At 61.5% G+C, this 17067-nt stretch carries 14 protein-coding genes; 5 read left to right on the top strand and 9 right to left on the bottom strand.

Annotated features, from left to right (window positions below; genetic code table 11):
- Window positions 1-99: 99 nt before the first annotated feature.
- The 4 genes from pstA to QU606_RS00715 form a co-directional block, all read right to left on the bottom strand.
- Entirely contained in the window at window positions 100-1770 is a 1671-nt protein-coding gene (pstA, locus tag QU606_RS00730; RefSeq protein ID WP_024078153.1) for a phosphate ABC transporter permease PstA, read from the bottom strand.
- A 15-nt stretch (window positions 1771-1785) separates the two neighbouring features.
- Window positions 1786-3819: an ABC transporter permease subunit gene (locus QU606_RS00725; RefSeq protein ID WP_173860558.1), complete on the bottom strand. Its 2034-nt coding sequence runs from the start codon at window positions 3817-3819 to the stop codon at window positions 1786-1788.
- Window positions 3820-4205: 386 nt separating this feature from the next.
- Window positions 4206-5192 (bottom strand): phosphate ABC transporter substrate-binding protein PstS, encoded by a 987-nt coding sequence (locus QU606_RS00720; RefSeq protein WP_016978637.1) that lies wholly within the window; start codon window positions 5190-5192, stop codon window positions 4206-4208.
- 262 nt (window positions 5193-5454) lie between these two features.
- Window positions 5455-6744, bottom strand: coding sequence for an MFS transporter (locus QU606_RS00715; protein ID WP_024078155.1), 1290 nt, complete (start codon window positions 6742-6744; stop codon window positions 5455-5457).
- A gap of 472 nt (window positions 6745-7216) precedes the next feature.
- On the opposite strand from QU606_RS00715, the gene QU606_RS00710 reads away from it, so the two are divergent.
- Together QU606_RS00710 and QU606_RS00705 are read left to right on the top strand one after the other, a co-directional pair.
- Window positions 7217-7621 carry an acyl-CoA thioesterase gene (locus QU606_RS00710; protein WP_010566936.1) on the top strand — a complete coding sequence of 135 codons (405 nt, stop codon included), beginning with the start codon at window positions 7217-7219 and terminating at the stop codon, window positions 7619-7621.
- Between the two features lie 58 nt (window positions 7622-7679).
- Entirely contained in the window at window positions 7680-8579 is a 900-nt protein-coding gene (locus QU606_RS00705; protein ID WP_024078156.1) for a D-hexose-6-phosphate mutarotase, read from the top strand.
- Window positions 8580-8698: 119 nt separating this feature from the next.
- On the opposite strand, the gene QU606_RS00700 is transcribed toward QU606_RS00705, so the two are convergent.
- The 5 genes from QU606_RS00700 to QU606_RS00680 form a co-directional block, all read right to left on the bottom strand.
- Window positions 8699-9235 carry a DUF3299 domain-containing protein gene (locus QU606_RS00700; protein ID WP_041161056.1) on the bottom strand — a complete coding sequence of 179 codons (537 nt, stop codon included), beginning with the start codon at window positions 9233-9235 and terminating at the stop codon, window positions 8699-8701.
- A 78-nt stretch (window positions 9236-9313) separates the two neighbouring features.
- Window positions 9314-9559 (bottom strand): GlsB/YeaQ/YmgE family stress response membrane protein, encoded by a 246-nt coding sequence (locus QU606_RS00695; RefSeq protein ID WP_024078158.1) that lies wholly within the window; start codon window positions 9557-9559, stop codon window positions 9314-9316.
- A gap of 106 nt (window positions 9560-9665) precedes the next feature.
- Window positions 9666-10751, bottom strand: coding sequence for a 5-(carboxyamino)imidazole ribonucleotide synthase (locus QU606_RS00690; protein WP_024078159.1), 1086 nt, complete (start codon window positions 10749-10751; stop codon window positions 9666-9668).
- 11 nt (window positions 10752-10762) lie between these two features.
- Window positions 10763-11254: a 5-(carboxyamino)imidazole ribonucleotide mutase gene (gene purE, locus QU606_RS00685; protein ID WP_003213411.1), complete on the bottom strand. Its 492-nt coding sequence runs from the start codon at window positions 11252-11254 to the stop codon at window positions 10763-10765.
- 344 nt (window positions 11255-11598) lie between these two features.
- Window positions 11599-12507, bottom strand: a complete 909-nt coding sequence (locus QU606_RS00680) for a LysR substrate-binding domain-containing protein (RefSeq protein ID WP_024078160.1) — start codon at window positions 12505-12507, stop codon at window positions 11599-11601.
- A 182-nt stretch (window positions 12508-12689) separates the two neighbouring features.
- Here QU606_RS00680 and aspA point away from each other — a divergent pair, with 182 nt between their 5' ends.
- From aspA to QU606_RS00665, 3 genes are all read left to right on the top strand, one after another.
- The gene (gene aspA, locus QU606_RS00675) at window positions 12690-14114 is read left to right on the top strand and encodes an aspartate ammonia-lyase (RefSeq protein WP_041161057.1); all 1425 of its coding nucleotides are present in this window, start codon (window positions 12690-12692) and stop codon (window positions 14112-14114) included.
- 378 nt (window positions 14115-14492) lie between these two features.
- A complete protein-coding gene (locus tag QU606_RS00670) occupies window positions 14493-15938 on the top strand; it encodes a sodium:alanine symporter family protein (protein WP_069077340.1) in 1446 nt (481 codons plus the stop codon).
- An 80-nt stretch (window positions 15939-16018) separates the two neighbouring features.
- Window positions 16019-16996, top strand: a complete 978-nt coding sequence (locus QU606_RS00665; protein WP_193689975.1) for an asparaginase — start codon at window positions 16019-16021, stop codon at window positions 16994-16996.
- Window positions 16997-17067: the final 71 nt, after the last annotated feature.

The following is a 17067-nucleotide window of genomic DNA, read 5'->3' as shown; positions in this document are numbered from 1 at the left end:
GCGAGCTTGCTCGCGAAGGTCGTTAACGAAACGCGCGGGAGCCAGAATGAACGCGGCGCCCTTGCGTTTCTCGCGAGCAAGCTCGCTCCTACAGGGTTATCAGCTATCCAACGCTTTGTATTTTTCGCGCAGGTGGTTGCGAATCCACACCGCCGACAGGTTCAACGTAGCGATCACCAGCACCAGCAACAACGCGGTGGCGTACACCAGCGGCCGTGCGGCCTCGACGTTGGGGCTCTGGAAGCCGACGTCATAAATATGGAAGCCCAGGTGCATGATCTTCTGGTCCAGGTGCAGGTACGGGTAGTTGCCATCCAGCGGCAGCGACGGCGCCAGCTTGACCACACCCACCAGCATCAGCGGCGCCACTTCACCGGCGGCGCGCGCCACGGCGAGGATCATGCCGGTCATCATCGCCGGGCTGGCCATCGGCAGCACGATCTTCCACAACGTTTCCGCCTTGGTCGCGCCCAGTGCCAGGGACCCCTCACGCACGGTGCGAGGAATCCGCGCCAAGCCTTCTTCGGTGGCCACGATCACCACCGGCACCGCCAGCAGCGCCAGGGTCAGCGAGGCCCAGAGCAGGCCTGGGGTGCCGAAGGTCGGGGCCGGCAGGGCTTCGGCGAAGAACAAACGGTCGACCGAGCCACCCAATACATACACGAAGAACCCCAGGCCGAACACGCCGTAGACGATGGCCGGTACACCCGCCAGGTTGTTCACGGCGATGCGGATAATCCGCGTCAGGGTGTTCTGCTTGGCGTATTCACGCAGATACACCGCCGCCAACACGCCGAACGGGGTCACGATCATCGCCATGATCAGGGTCATCATCACGGTGCCGAAGATGGCCGGGAAGATCCCGCCTTCGGTGTTGGCTTCCCGTGGGTCGTCGCTGAGGAACTCCCAGACCTTGCTGAAGTAGAAGCCGATCTTGGTCATCGTGCCCATGGCGTTCGGCTGGTAGGCGTGTACCACTTTGCCGATGCCGATTTCCACTTCCTTGCCGTTCGCATCGCGGGCGGTCAAGGCATCGCGGTTGAACTGGGCGTGCAGGTCGGCCAGGCGCGCTTCGATGTCCTGATAACGGGCGTTCAGCTCAGCGCGGTCGGCATCCATGTCGGCCTGGGCGGCGGCGTCGAGCTTGCCTTCCAGTTCCAGCTTGCGACCGTGCAGGCGAATACGTTCGAGGCCGGCGTTGATCGCGCCGATGTCGGACTTCTCCAGGGTCTTGAGTTGAGCCGCCAGCTTGTTCACGCGGTCGACGCGGGCTTGCAGTTCCGGCCATGCAGCCTCGCCTTCAGCGATGACCTTGCCATCCTGCTTGACGTTGACCAGGGTGCCGTAGAAGTTGCCCCACTCGCGACGCTCGATAGTCATCAGGTTCTTCGGCGTGCTCTGGTCCTTCAACCACTCGCCGACGATCCAGGTGAAGTCGTTGCCGTTCAGGTCACGGTTGCCGACCTTGATCAGCTCGCGGGTCATGAATTCCGGGCCCGCATCGGGCACCGGCAGGCCAGCGCTTTTCAGGCGCTCGCGCGGCACTTCTTCTTTCTGCACCACTTCGCCGATGACGATATGGTTTTCCTGGCCCGGCACGTTGTAGTTGGCCTGGATCAGGTCAGCCGGCCAGAAGTGGCCCAGGCCACGCACGGCAATCACCGCCAGCAAACCAATGGTCATGATGACCGCGATGGACACCGCGCCACCGCTGATCCAGACGCCGGGAGCGCCGCTCTTGAACCATCCATTCAGGGAGTTCTGTTTCACAGACTTCTACCTTTCTTAAAGCGACGAGTATTTCTTGCGCAGACGCTGACGGATCAGCTCGGCGAGGGTGTTCATGATGAAGGTGAACAGCAGCAGCACCAGTGCCGAGAGGAACAGCACGCGGTAGTGACTGCCGCCCACTTCCGACTCGGGCATCTCCACGGCGACGTTGGCCGCCAGGGTGCGCAGGCCTTCGAACAGGTTCATCTCCATCACCGGCGTGTTACCGGTGGCCATCAGCACGATCATGGTCTCGCCCACGGCGCGGCCCATGCCGATCATCAGCGCCGAGAAAATCCCCGGGCTGGCGGTCAGGATGACGACGCGGGTCATGGTCTGCCACGGCGTGGCGCCCAGGGCCAGGGAGCCCAGGGTCAGGCCGCGCGGCACGCTGAACACGGCGTCTTCGGCGATGGAGTAGATGTTCGGGATCACTGCAAACCCCATGGCCAGGCCAACCACCAGGGCGTTGCGCTGGTCGTAGGTGATGCCGAGGTCATGGGAGATCCACATGCGCATGTCGCCGCCGAAGAACCAGGTTTCCAGGTACGGGCTCATGTACAGCGAGAGCCAGCCCACCAACAGGATCACCGGGATCAGGATCGCGCTTTCCCAGCCATCGGGTACCCGCAGGCGGATAGACTCAGGCAGGCGGCTGAAGATAAAACCTGCCACCAGGATGCCAATCGGCACCAGCATCAGCAGACTGAAAATCCCCGGTAGATGCCCTTCGACATACGGCGCCAGGAACAGGCCGGCGAAGAAGCCAAGGATCACCGTCGGCATCGCTTCCATCAGTTCGATCACCGGCTTGACCTTGCGGCGCAGGCTCGGGGCCATGAAGTAAGCGGTATAGATCGCGGCGGCAATGGCCAGTGGCGCGGCCAGCAGCATGGCGTAGAACGCGGCCTTCAAGGTACCGAAGGTCAGCGGGGCCAGGCTCATCTTGGGTTCGAAATCAGTGTTGGCGGCGGTCGATTGCCAGACGTATTTAGGCTCGTCGTAGTTTTCGTACCAGACCTTGCTCCACAACGCGCTCCAGGACACTTCCGGGTGCGGGTTGTCCAGCAGCAGCGGTTGCAGCTTGCCGCCGGCTTCGACGATCACACGGTTGGCGCGAGGCGACAGGCCGAACACGCCCTGGCCGTCGACCACCGGATCCACCAGCAGGGTGCGGTGGGCGGTGCTGTGGAACACGCCGAACTTGCCGGAAGCATCGAGGGCGGTGAAGCCTTTGCGACGCTCTTCGGCGGTGATTTCCACGATGGGCGCGGTGCCCATCTGGAAGGTGCGGATCTGCTTCAGGCGCTGCTCGCCATCCGGGTCGCGGGCCATGAACCACTGGGCCAGGCCACCCTTGGAGTTGCCGATAATCAGCGAGATACCGCCTACCAGTTGAGTGCTGGCGGTGATTTCAGCGTTGGCGTCTTCCAGCAACTTGTAGCGACCATTGAGGCTCTTGTCGCGCAGGCTGAACACATCGGCCAGGGCGCGACCGTTAATCACATACAGCCACTGCTGTCGCGGGTCGATGAAGATCGCCTTCACCGGCTCAGTCATCTGCGGCAGCTCGATACGCTTCTGCTCGCTGGTGACGTCGCCGGTCATCATGTTTTCTTCACGGCTCAGGGTCAGCACGTTCAAGTGCGAACCCGCCGAGCCGGCAACCACCAGCGACGAGTCGGTGGCGTTGAGGGCGACGTGCTCCAACGGGCGGCCGGCATCGTCGAGCACGATGGGCGTTTCACCGTAGGGGTATTCAATCGCAGGCGTGATGGTTTTCTTGCCGTCCGGGTACGACACCTTATAGGTGTGGCGGAACACCAGGGACTGGCCATTGGAAAAGCCGAGGATCACCAGCGGGCTGCCCGGCTGGTCTTCACCGATGGACGCTACGCTCGCACCCGCCGGCAGCGGCAGATCGAAACGCTTGAGTTCGGCACCGGTGGCGACATCAAAGAACAGTGCCTGGCCCTTGTCGGAAACCCGCATGGCCACCTGGTTCTGTTCCTCCAGGGAAATCATCAACGGCTTGCCGGCGTCCTGGATCCAGGCCGGGGTCAGCGCGTCTTCCTTGGTCAGGGAAGCACCTTGGAACAGTGGCGCAACCACATAGGCAAGAAAGAAGAAAATCAGGGTAATGGCGCCGAGGACGGCGAGGCCGCCAATCAGTACGTACCAACGGGTCAGGCGATCCTTGAGCGCGCGGATGCGGCGCTTGCGTTGCAGCTCAGGCGTATTGAAATCAATGCGCTTGGGGGGAGAAGTTGTCGTCATGGTGGAATTGGCCAGATCATTCATGCGCACACCCTAGCGATCCTGTATGACAGAAAGATGACAATGCAGTGACGCAAGAAATCCGCCGCGAAGCAGGGCTGGCAGCGGATTGAAAATTAGTGATGCGGGAACCGGCGTACCGGTTCCCGCAGAGGCAATCAGTTGCCTTCTTTCAGACCCAGGTCAGCCAGGGCCTTGGCGGCAACTTTGGCTGGCAGCGGGATGTAGCCGTCTTTCACTACAACTTCCTGGCCCTGTTTGGACAGAACCAGTTTCACGAACTCAGCTTCCAGCGGGGCCAGAGGCTTGTTCGGGGCTTTGTTGACGTACACGTAGAGGAAGCGCGACAGCGGGTATTTGCCGTTCAGGGCGTTTTCTTCGCTGTCTTCGATGAAGTCAGTGCTGCCTTTCTTGGCCAGGGCCACGGTTTTCACGCTGGCGGTCTTGTAGCCGATACCCGAGTAACCGATGCCGTTCAGCGAGGAGCTGATCGACTGCACGACCGAAGCCGAGCCAGGTTGTTCGTTCACGTTAGGCTTGTAGTCGCCTTTGCACAGGGCTTCTTCCTTGAAGTAGCCGTAGGTGCCGGACACCGAGTTACGACCGAACAGTTGCACTGGTTTGTTGGCCAGGTCGCCGGTCACACCCAGGTCGCCCCAGGTTTTCACGTCGGCTTTGCCACCGCACAGGCGAGTCGAGGAGAAGATCGCGTCGACTTGCTCCATGGTCAGGTGCTGGATCGGGTTGTCCTTGTGCACGAACACCGCCAGGGCGTCCACGGCAACCGGGATAGCGGTTGGCTTGTAGCCGTACTTCTGCTCGAAGGCCGCCAGTTCGGTGTCCTTCATCTTGCGGCTCATCGGGCCCAGGTTGGAAGTGCCTTCAGTCAGCGCAGGAGGCGCGGTGGCAGAACCAGCAGCTTGAATCTGGATGTTGACGTTCGGGTATTCCTTTTTGTAACCCTCAGCCCACAGGGTCATCAGGTTGGCCAGGGTATCGGAACCGACGCTGGACAAGTTGCCCGACACACCAGTGGTCTTCACATAAGCCGGAATTGCCGGGTCAACACCAGCGGCCACCGCGTTGGCGGTCGCAACGCCAGCAGCGACAAAAGTCATTGCCGCCATCAAACGTTTCAGTTTCATGCCTTGCTCCTAGCAGATAGGGATAATTGGATCGGGGCCAAGTATCGAGAGGCCGTGTGAACACTCTATGTCCGGAATATGACAATTAGATGAAAGGCCATCATCGATGATGAAACGCAGCAACGCGGGGAAAACTTCGGAAACACAGGGGTTATGCGAGGGTTGAGGCGGGCGTAACGGTTATTCGGAAACACTCTGACATTATTGATGAGGCAAACATCACCTGTGGCGAACGCGCCCGCCACAGGTGATCAGTCGGCCGTCAGCGCCCGCGCTTCCACAGGTACCCACCCACCACCATCCCCATCACACACAGGACGGCAACGTAGTAAGCCGGGCCCATCGGGCTTTCCTTCATCAGCAACGACACGGCCAACGGCGTCAGCCCACCGAACACCGCGTAGGCCACGTTGTAGGAGAATGACAAACCACTGAAGCGCACCACGGGCGGGAAGGCTTTGACCATCACGTAAGGCACCACGCCAATGGTGCCGACGAACAGACCGGTCAGGGCGTACAGCGGGAACAACCAGTCGGGGTGGTCCAGCAAGCTGTGGTAAAGCGTCCACGACGTTGCCAGCAACAGCGCGCAACCGGCAACCAGTACGCGCCCGGCACCGAAACGGTCGGCCAGGGCACCGGAGGCAATGCAGCCCAGGCTCAGGGTCACGATGGCCAGGCTGTTGGCTTGCAGCGCAATGGTCGGAGTGAAGTGGTAGATGGTCTGCAGCACGGTCGGAGTCATCAGGATGACCACCACGACGCCGGCCGACAACAGCCAGGTCAACAGCATCGACAGCACGATGGCGCCACGATGGTCACGCAGTACGGCGCGCAATGGCAGCTCGGCGGCCAGGGTCTTGCGCTGCTGCATCTCGGCAAAGATCGGGGTTTCGTGCAGCCAGCGGCGCAGGTACACCGACAGCAGGCCAAATACACCGCCCAGCAAGAACGGAATCCGCCAGGCGTAATCCGAGACCTGCTCCGGGCTATAAATAGTGTTGATGGCGGTGGCCACCAGCGAGCCCAGCAGGATACCGGCGGTGAGGCCGCTGGTCAGGGTACCGCAGGCGTAGCCGATGTGACGCGGCGGAACGTGTTCGGAGACGAACACCCAAGCACCCGGCACTTCGCCGCCAATGGCCGCACCCTGGATCACGCGCATCAGCAGCAACAGGATCGGCGCCCACAGGCCGATCTGCGCGTAGGTCGGCAGCAGGCCCATGATCAGGGTCGGCACGGCCATCATGAAGATGCTGAGGGTGAACATTTTCTTGCGGCCCAGCAGGTCACCGAAGTGCGCCATGATGATGCCGCCCAATGGGCGTGCCAGGTAACCGGCGGCGAAAATGCCGAAGGTCTGCATCATGCGCAGCCATTCGGGCATGTCGGCGGGGAAGAACAGTTTTCCGACCACCGTGGCGAAAAACACGAAGATGATGAAGTCGTAGAACTCCAGCGCCCCGCCCAAGGCAGACAGCGACAGGGTTTTGTAGTCGTTGCGGGTCAGCGGGCGCGACGGTTGCGCACTGCTTGCGGGCACGGAGGACATGGCAGAGCTTCTCTTATAGTAATCAGCGTAATAAGGACGACATGCCCGCGACTGGCGGCGGGTCTGGCAAGATAGCAAATCGTTGGAAAAAGCACAGCGCCGAACGGTTAACTGTGCAGATGGACGAAATAATCCCGTCGCGGGACACCCGTTAAGCTGGATAGAAGAACAGTTGCCCGAAAAAGCCCCATTACAGCGTCTATTTACCGACCAAATGAGCGCCGGGAGGTCGTCGTGGCGTCAGGGTCTCGATATACTCGGCCCTTGCATGCGCAAGACCCGCATCCTTGACGGGCTGCTGTGCCAAAACGCCGTTGGGTGCCACCCAGCCGGTTTGGCAGAGTTTCCCTTTAGTACGCCTTACGAGAAACGTATCGAACGGAGTATGTTTGTGCTGAAACGTTTTTCCACCAGTCGGCTATCCACTTTGCACCATCTATAAAAAGCTTCACGGGTCAGAGGCACCCCCGGCATGATCGAACTCGAACAAGAAGATCCTATCCCGCAAGGCGATCTCGCCCTGCAAATCACCGCGCTTCCGCGTGAAACCAACGGTTTCGGCGATATCTTCGGCGGCTGGCTGGTCTCGCAAATGGACCTGGCCGGCACCGCGATGGCAAGTAAAGTCGCCGGCGGTCGTGTCGCCACCGTGGCCATTGATCGCATGGCGTTCCTGGTGCCGGTCGCCGTGGGCGCGCAATTGTCCTTCTATACCCAGGCCCTGGAAATCGGCCGCAGCTCGATCCAGATGATGGTCGAAGTGTGGAGCGATGACCCGCTGTCCAGCGAATGGCGCAAGGTGACCGAGGCGGTATTCGTGTTCGTTGCCATCGATGGCAGTGGCCGCACACGTTCGGTGCCGTCGCGCGCGCGTTAAACCTCGCCGGGTTTTGACGGTCAATTGCCCCATTGCCTGCCATTGAGAGTGCTTTTGTATGCCTACGCCCCACGTTGAAACCGTGAAAGTCGACGAGCTGGACTGCTGGCGCATCCGCCACAACGGTGCGCAACTGATGGTGGCCCAGCAGGGCGCGCACATCATCAGTTACCAACGCGCAGGCGAGCAGCCGCTGATCTGGCCGAACAAGGCCGCCGTGTTCAAGACAGGCAAAGGCATTCGCACGGGTGTGCCGGTGTGCTGGCCGTGGTTTGGCGTGTTCGATCGCAACCCTCAAAGCGTCAAGGCGATGCGCCAGAGTGATACCCCGGCCGGCGCCCACGGTTTTGTGCGCACCGCCCTATGGGCGTTGGCCGGGACCGCACTTGAAGGCACAGGGTTGCGCGTCGACCTGGTGCTGCCAGTGCCCACAGGCGGCTTCCCCGGCTGGCCCCATCAGGTCGACCTGAAGCTGAGCCTGCTGTTGGACGACCAACTGCATATCCGTCTGACCAGCCATAACCGTGGCGACCACACTGTCACGCTCAGCCAGGCGCTGCACACCTACTTCGCCGTCAGCGACGTACGCAACGTGCAGGTCGAAGGCCTGGACGGCTCGGCGTACATCGATACCGCCGATGGCTGGAGCGAGAAGACGCAAACCGGCCTGCTACAGTTCAGCGCCGAGACCGACCGCATCTACCTCGATACACCCGCGCAACTGAACATCGTCGATAACGACTGGCAGCGCCGCATCCAGCTCACCAGCCAAGGCTCGAAATCCACCGTGATCTGGAACCCCTGGACCGAACGCGCCAAGGCTTTCGACGACATGGCCGACGATGGCTGGCAGGGCATGCTGTGCATCGAGACGGCGAATGTGCTGGATGATGTGGTGGCGTTGGCGCCGGGTGAAAGCCACACGCTGGGCGTGAGCATCACCAGTATCACTTTGTAAACCCAATCAAAATGTGGGAGGGGGCTTGCTCCCGATTGCAGGGGGTCAGTCACTGTCTCTGGTGACTTCATCACCGCTATCGGGGGCAAGCCCCCTCCCACATTGATTTGCAGTGTGGTTTAGAGATCCGACTCCTTCACCACCCGCACCTTGCCCGCATCCAGCGCATACGCCGCATCCGCCAGGTCGTTATTCACCTTCTCCACCTTCAACGTGCCCGTGACCCACAGCGGCGTGTAGATATCATCCAACTTCAAGCCCTTGGGATAGCGCACCAGCACCAACTGGTTAGGTGGCGGTGGCGGCACGTGGATACACGCGCCTGGGTAGGGCACCAGGAAGAACAGCGTACTGCGGCCCTTGGCATCGGTTTCCAACGGGACCGGGTAGCCGCCGATGCGGATGTTCTTGCCGTTCATGGCGGCCACGGTCTTGGTGGAATACATCACCGCCGGCAAGCCTTTGCTCTGCTTCAAGCCACCTTTATCGGTGAAGGTGCCTTGGGCTTCGGGGGAGTTGTGGTCGATCTCGGGCATGGCCTCGAGGGCCTTCTGGTCCGACAGCGGCATCAGGTCGAGCCAGTCGGTTTCCGGCAGTTCGCCGGCGTGTGCCAGGCCAGAGCCCAGCAAGAGAAGAGTCAACAGAAAACGGCGCATGGAAAGGCTCGGCAAGTAACAAGTGCCGAGCATTCTAGCCCTCTGCGCCTGCGCAGCGCAGAGGACTTTGTCGGCTGATCAGTTCTTTTTGATCAGGCCGTAGATCACCAGCAGGATGATTGCGCCGACGAGTGCGCCGATAAAGCCCGCACCTTGGCCCGCCTGGTAGATACCCAGTGCCTGACCACCGTAGGTCGCGGCCAGGGAACCGGCGATACCCAACAGGATGGTCATGATCCAACCCATGCTGTCGTCGCCGGGCTTGAGGAAACGCGCCAGCAGGCCGACGATCAAGCCGATAAAGATGGTTCCGATGATACCCATGGCATTTCCCTCTGAATGAAGTGAGCTATGCCAAAGCCTGGACAGGCTTTGGCATCCTGCAATCAGAGGACGGCGATAGCCGAATGGTTCCCGCCGCCCCCTGGGTTTATTGCTCGGCGATCAGCGCTTCGACCTTGAGGATCTGCGCTTGCAGCGTTGCGCGATCCTTGCAGCGCAGGTTGGCGTGACCGACCTTGCGCCCGGCCTTGAAGGCCTTGCCGTAGTGATGCAGGTGGCAGTCATCGATGGCAATGACGCGCTCGACCGACGGTACGACGCCGATAAAGTTGAGCATCGCGCTCTCGCCCACCTTGGCCGTGGAACCCAGGGGCAAGCCTGCGATAGCACGCAGGTGGTTTTCAAACTGGCTGCACTCGGCGCCTTCGGTGGTCCAGTGCCCGGAGTTGTGTACACGCGGGGCGATTTCGTTGGCCTTGAGGCCACCGTCGACTTCAAAGAACTCGAACGCCATCACACCGACATAATCCAGCTGCTTGAGCACGCGGCTGGAATAGTCTTCGGCCAGGGCCTGCAACGGGTGATCGGTGCTGGCCACGGACAGTTTGAGGATGCCGCTGTCGTGAGTGTTGTGCACCAGCGGGTAAAAGCGGGTTTCGCCATCACGGGCGCGCACGGCGATCAACGACACTTCACCGGTGAAGGGTACGAAGCCTTCCAGCAGGCAGGCCACGCTGCCCAGCTCGGCGAAGGTGCCGACCACATCCGCTGGGGTGCGCAGGACTTTCTGGCCCTTACCGTCGTAACCCAGGGTGCGGGTTTTCAGCACAGCCGGCAGGCCGATACTGGCAACGGCGGCGTCCAGGTCCGCCTGGGACTGGATATCGGCGAAGGCCGGGGTTGGAATGCCCAGGTCCTTGAACATGCTCTTCTCGAACCAGCGGTCGCGAGCGATACGCAAGGCTTCGGCGCTCGGGTATACCGGCACGAACTGCGACAGGAACGCCACGGTTTCAGCCGGGACACTTTCGAACTCGAAGGTCACCAGGTCAACTTCGTCCGCCAGCTGGCGCAGGTGATCCGGGTCGCTGTAGTCAGCGCGCAGGTGTTCACCGAGGGCCGCCGCGCAGGCGTCCGGCGCAGGGTCCAGGAAAGCAAAGTTCATCCCCAGCGGGGTTCCCGCCAAGGCCAGCATGCGGCCCAGTTGGCCGCCACCGATTACACCGATTTTCATCGTCAACAACCTCAGGCAATGCGTGGGTCTGGATTGTCCAGCACGCTGTCTGTCTGCTCAGCACGGAATTTTTTCAGCGCAGCGTGGAACTGCGGATGCTTGGCGCCCAGGATGCTGGCAGACAGCAAGGCGGCATTGATCGCGCCGGCCTTGCCGATTGCCAGGGTCGCCACCGGGATGCCGGCCGGCATCTGCACGATGGACAACAGCGAATCCACGCCCGAGAGCATCGACGACTGCACCGGCACGCCGAGCACCGGCAGGTGGGTCTTGGCCGCACACATGCCTGGCAGGTGCGCTGCACCGCCGGCACCGGCGATGATCACCTCAATGCCACGGGATTCTGCTTCATCGGCATACTGGAACAGCAAGTCCGGGGTGCGGTGGGCAGAGACCACTTTCACTTCATACGGAATGCCGAGTTTTTCCAGCATATCGGCGGTGTGGCTAAGGGTGGACCAATCGGACTTGGAGCCCATGATCACGCCAACCAATGCACTCATCGTCGTGCCTCTTCTCTCTGGGCGCCCGCAGGCGCGTCAAAAAACAACAAGCCACGCGGGAAATCCGGCGTGGCTTGTTGTACGAAATTTGGCCGGTTGGACCGGCCGAAGGCCGCGCAGTATACCGTAATAACGCAGATAAACAGCCCCTGGGATGACCATCTGTCTAGCCGTGCAAACCGGCGGCTTTATTGACTTTCAAGTCAGCCAGATCACCACAAAACCCTGTGGGAGGGGCTACACCCCGATAGCAGTGTAGTAGTGACATATTCAGTGCCTGACACACCGTAATCGGGGGCAAGCCCCCCTTCCACATTTGCCCTGCATTCGGCCCGAGATTGGGCTCAGGTGTTCTGCGCCGCCCCACCTTCCAACTTACGCCACAACAACCGCACATTCGCCTTACGCACCAACGCACAGCGATACAGCCGAATTTCCAGCGGCACATGCCATTGCGGCCCGCCGCACACCACCAATTCACCGCGCGCCAGTTCGGCACGCACACTCAATTGCGGCACCCAGGCAATACCCAGGCCTTCCAAGGCCATGCTCTTGAGGCTGTCGGCCATGGCCGTTTCGTAAACCGTGGTAAAACGCAGGGCGCGTTGACGTAACAGCAAATGCACCGAACGGCCGAGGAACGCGCCAGCACTGTAGGCCAGCAACGGCACGCTGCCCTCGCCTTCCAGGTCGAACAGCGGCTTGCCCTCGGCGTCGGCCGCGCACACCGGGAGCATTTCGGTGTTGCCCAGGTGCAGCGACGGGAAGATCTCGGCGTCCATCTGCATCGCCGCATCCGGGTCATAGAACGCCAGCATCAGGTCGCAACCGCCTTCGCGCAGGGCGTGTACGGCGTCGCCGACGTTGGTGGCCACCAGCCGCGTGGCGATGTTCAGACCTTCATTGCGCAGTTGTGCGATCCAGCGCGGGAAGAAGCCCAATGCCAGGGAGTGGGCAGCGGCCACTTGCATGACCTCACCCTGCCCGCCTTCCAGGTGATGCAAATGGCGCAGCACTTCACCGAGTTGTTCGACCACGGTGCGCGCGGTGACCAGGAACAGTTGCCCGGCCGCCGTCAGCTCCACCGGCGTGCGCGAGCGGTTGACCAGGGTCAGGCCCAGTGCGGCCTCAAGGCTGCGAATACGTCGGCTGAACGCTGGCTGGGTGACAAACCGTCGCTCCGCCGCCTGGGAAAAGCTGCGAGTCGCCGCCAAGGCGCTGAAGTCTTCCAGCCATTTGCTCTCAAGGTTCATCACTGCCTCCCACGGATACGCACCATTTTGGCACACACGCCCGTCATGATAGCCGGGTCACACCTGCATTATGCCGTTTATGCATAGGCCAGTGTTTAACAGCATTGGCCCAAAATTTCCTACAGGCCTAGCATTCGCAGCGTTCCGGCCTGTTCCGGGTCCATATCGAGATGATTTCCGTCATGTCCTCCGCTGCATCATTCCGCACAGAAAAAGACCTGCTTGGCGTACTCGAAGTACCCGCTCAAGCGTATTACGGCATCCAGACCCTGCGAGCGGTGAATAACTTCCGCCTCTCGGGCGTTCCGATTTCGCATTACCCGAAATTGGTGGTCGGCCTGGCAATGGTCAAGCAAGCTGCCGCTGACGCCAACCGTGAGTTGGGCCAGCTCAGCGAAGCCAAGCACGCCGCTATCAGCGAAGCCTGTGCCCGTCTGATCCGCGGCGATTTCCACGAAGAATTCGTGGTGGACATGATTCAAGGCGGCGCCGGCACTTCAACCAACATGAATGCCAACGAAGTCATCGCCAACATCGCACTGGAGGCCATGGGCCACCAGAAGGGCGAATACCAGTACCTGCACCCCAACAACGACGTGAACATGGCGCAGTCGACCAACGACGCCTACCCCACCGCGATCCGCCTGGGGCTGCTGTTGGGCCATGACGCGCTGCTGGCCAGCCTCGACAGCCTGATCCAGGCGTTCGCCGCCAAAGGCGTCGAATTCAGCCACGTACTGAAAATGGGCCGCACCCAACTGCAAGACGCCGTGCCGATGACCCTCGGCCAGGAATTCCGCGCGTTCGCCACCACCCTCGGTGAAGACCTGGCCCGCCTGAAAACCCTGGCGCCAGAGCTGCTGACTGAAGTGAACCTGGGCGGCACCGCCATCGGCACCGGCATCAACGCCGACCCGCGCTACCAGGCCCTGGCCGTACAACGCCTGGCCGTTATCAGCGGCCAGCCCGTGGTCCCGGCTGCCGACCTGATCGAAGCCACCTCCGACATGGGCGCCTTCGTGCTGTTCTCCGGCATGCTCAAGCGTACCGCTGTGAAGCTGTCGAAGATCTGCAACGACCTGCGCCTGCTGTCCAGCGGCCCACGCACCGGTATCAACGAGATCAACCTGCCGGCGCGCCAGCCAGGCAGCTCGATCATGCCCGGCAAGGTCAACCCGGTGATCCCGGAAGCGGTCAACCAAGTGGCGTTCCAAGTCATCGGTAACGACCTGGCCCTGACCATGGCGGCCGAAGGTGGCCAACTGCAGTTGAACGTGATGGAGCCACTGATCGCCTTCAAGATCTTCGACTCCATCCGCCTGCTGCAACGCGCCATGGACATGCTGCGCGAACACTGCATCGTCGGCATCACCGCCAACGAAGCCCGCTGCCGCGAGCTGGTGGAGCACTCCATCGGCCTGGTCACCGCGCTCAACCCGTACATCGGCTATGAAAACGCCACCCGCATCGCGCGTATCGCCCTCGAAAGCGGCCGCGGCGTGCTGGAACTGGTGCGCGAAGAAGGCTTGCTCGACGACGCCATGCTCGACGACATCCTGCGCCCCGAAAACATGATCGCTCCACGTTTGGTCCCGTTGAAGGCCTAAGCGTTTGTTGCACCGCTCACCAGGTTGAGGGACTAGACACCTCTCACCTTTTGAGGGCCTGAAGGCTCGTTCTTCAGGCCCTTTTTTTTGCCTCAAGGTTGTGAAATGACGCCCATAAAAATTCCAACATCGCCCCTACCCGACACCCCTTGGCTGAAACCTTTAATCAGTCCGAGCAGACGGATCACGTTCGCCTAGGTATAGTGCCGCCCCTCTTCGCGCCAGCGGCCGTCGGCAACGAGGCCCGGACACGCGCGAAACCGCATGAATAACAACACCCGCAAAAGGATGGGTCGAACCGTCGCGCACTGCCTGGTGCTATGCGAGGGGTAGGACCGTCCTGCGTTTGCCATTAGAAAAATCAGCGAGGAACACTCCATGCTCGAAGTCATCAACGACTTCCTCTCAGGGAAAGTACTGATCGTGCTCATTGTCGGGCTCGGCGGTTATTTCACGATCCGCTCGCGTTTCGTCCAGTTGCGTCACTTTTTCCACATGTTTTCGGTGTTTCGCGACAGCCTGAAAAACAGCTCCGACCAGCTCAGTTCGTTCCAGGCGCTGATGCTCAGCCTCGCCGGCCGTGTGGGTGCCGGTAACATCGCAGGTGTCGGCATTGCCGTGACCCTGGGTGGCCCGGGTGCCGTGTTCTGGATGTGGGTCACCGCGCTGGTGGGCATGTCTTCGAGCTTTATCGAGTGCTCCCTCGGCCAGCTGTACAAGCGCACTGACGCTGAAGGCACCTACCGTGGCGGCCCGGCCTATTACATCCAGCACGGCCTGCACAAACGCTGGTTGGGTATGGTCATGGCGTTCCTGCTGCTGGTGACCTTCGGCTTTGCGTTCAACGGCCTGCAAGCCCATGCCGTGACCCACTCGCTGAACAACGCCTTTGGCCTGGATACCACCTACACCGGCCTGGCCCTCGCAGTCCTGCTGGGCCTGGTGTTCATCGGCGGGATCAAGCGCATCGCGTCGATCGCCGACCTGCTGGTACCGGTCAAGACCCTGGTGTACATCGCCGTGACCCTGTATGTGATCGTGCTGCAATTCGACCACGTGCCGGCCATGCTCGCGACCATCGTCAAGAGCGCCTTCGGCCTCGACCAAGCCTTCGGTGGCCTGGTGGGCAGCGCGATCATCATGGGTGTGAAGCGCGGCGTGTTCGCCAACGAAGCCGGGCTGGGCAGTGCGCCGAACGTGGCGGCGGTCGCGTCGGTGGAACATCCGATCGCCCAAGGCGTGGTGCAAGCGTTCAGCGTGTTCCTCGACACCTTCGTGATCTGCACCTGCACCGCATTGCTGATCCTGCTCTCCGGCTTCTACACCCCAGGCTTTGAAGGCGACGGCATTGCCCTGACCCAGAACTCCCTGGCGGCTGTAGTGGGTGACTGGGGCCGCATGTTTATCTCGGTGGCCCTGGCGTTGTTCGTGTTCACCTCGATCATGTACAACTACTACCTGGGCGAGAGCAACCTGCGCTTCCTGGTGGGTAACAACCGCAAGGTGCTGATGGGCTACCGCGCGCTGGTGCTGGTGCTGATTTTCTGGGGCTCGATCGAGAACCTGAGCACCGTGTTCGCCTTCGCCGACATCACCATGACCCTGCTGGCGTTCGTCAACCTGTTCGCCCTGGCGTTCCTGTTCAAGATTGCCATGCGCATCCTGAATGACTACGACAACCAGCGCGCGGCAGGCATCAAGACCCCGGTGTTCGACTCCAGCCAGTTCCCTGACCTGGACCTGGACCGCAAGGCCTGGCCGGCCAACCCGGTAAAGCCGCAAGCGGCCCCGGCAGCTGAGCTGAACGCTCAAGTGCAACGCTGAGCCCAGGTAGATAGATGACACGCCGCCCGGCCTTGGGCATGCTCTGGGCCCGGCGGCGTTTTTCGTTCAGGAGAAAACTCATGTCCCCATCCCACAACATCATGGTGCTCTACACCGGTGGCACCATCGGCATGCAGGCCAGCGCCAACGGCCTGGCGCCCGCGTCCGGTTTCGAAGCGCGCATGCGCGAACAACTTGCCAACCAGCCATTGCCCGCCTGGCGCTTTCGGGAAATGTCGCCGCTGATCGACAGCGCCAACATGACCCCCGCCTACTGGCAGCACCTGCGCACCGCCGTGGTCGAGGCCGTGGACGAGGGTTGCGACGCGGTACTGATCCTGCACGGCACCGACACCCTGGCCTACAGCGCGGCCGCCATGAGTTTTCAATTGCTGGGCCTGCCCGCGCCGGTCGTGTTCACCGGTTCCATGCTGCCTGCCGGGGTACCCGACAGCGATGCCTGGGAAAACGTCAGCGGTGCCTTGCAGGCGCTGGGCGAAGGCCTGGCACCGGGTGTGCAACTGTACTTCCACGGTGCGCTGATGGCGCCGACCCGTTGCGCGAAGATCCGCAGCTTTGGTCGCCATCCGTTTGCGGCCTTGCAGCGTAATGGTGGCGTCGCCCAGGCCGAAATGATCCCGGCCGCCCTGCATTACCGCCAACCCAAGGCCATCGCGAATGTGGGCGTGCTGCCATTGGTGCCAGGTATCGCCGCCGGGCAACTGGATGCACTGATCGACAGCGGCCTTCAGGCGCTGGTGCTGGAATGCTTTGGCAGCGGCACGGGACCGAGTGATAACCCTGCGTTCCTCGCCAGCCTCAAGCGGGCGCAAGACCTGGACGTGGTCGTGGTTGCAATCACCCAATGCCACGAAGGCGGCGTTGAACTGGACGTGTACGAGGCCGGCAGCCGGTTGCGCGGTGCAGGTGTGCTTTCCGGCGGTGGCATGACCCGCGAAGCCGTCTTCGGCAAGCTCCACGCGCTGCTCGGTGCAGGGCTTGCAACGGATGACGTCCGACACCTGGTGGAGCTTGACCTGTGCGGTGAGCTGGCCTGAGCTGCGCTGTAAACCTGAGTAAAAACACCGGCCCACTACATAGTTAGCCTCATGCCTGCCTTGCGCCTTTC

Origin of the sequence: Pseudomonas sp. OVF7 (assembly GCF_030644265.1) — a bacterium.
Classification (GTDB): Bacteria; Pseudomonadota; Gammaproteobacteria; order Pseudomonadales; family Pseudomonadaceae; genus Aquipseudomonas; species Aquipseudomonas gorinensis.
This window is presented reverse-complemented; position numbering and strand designations above follow the sequence as displayed.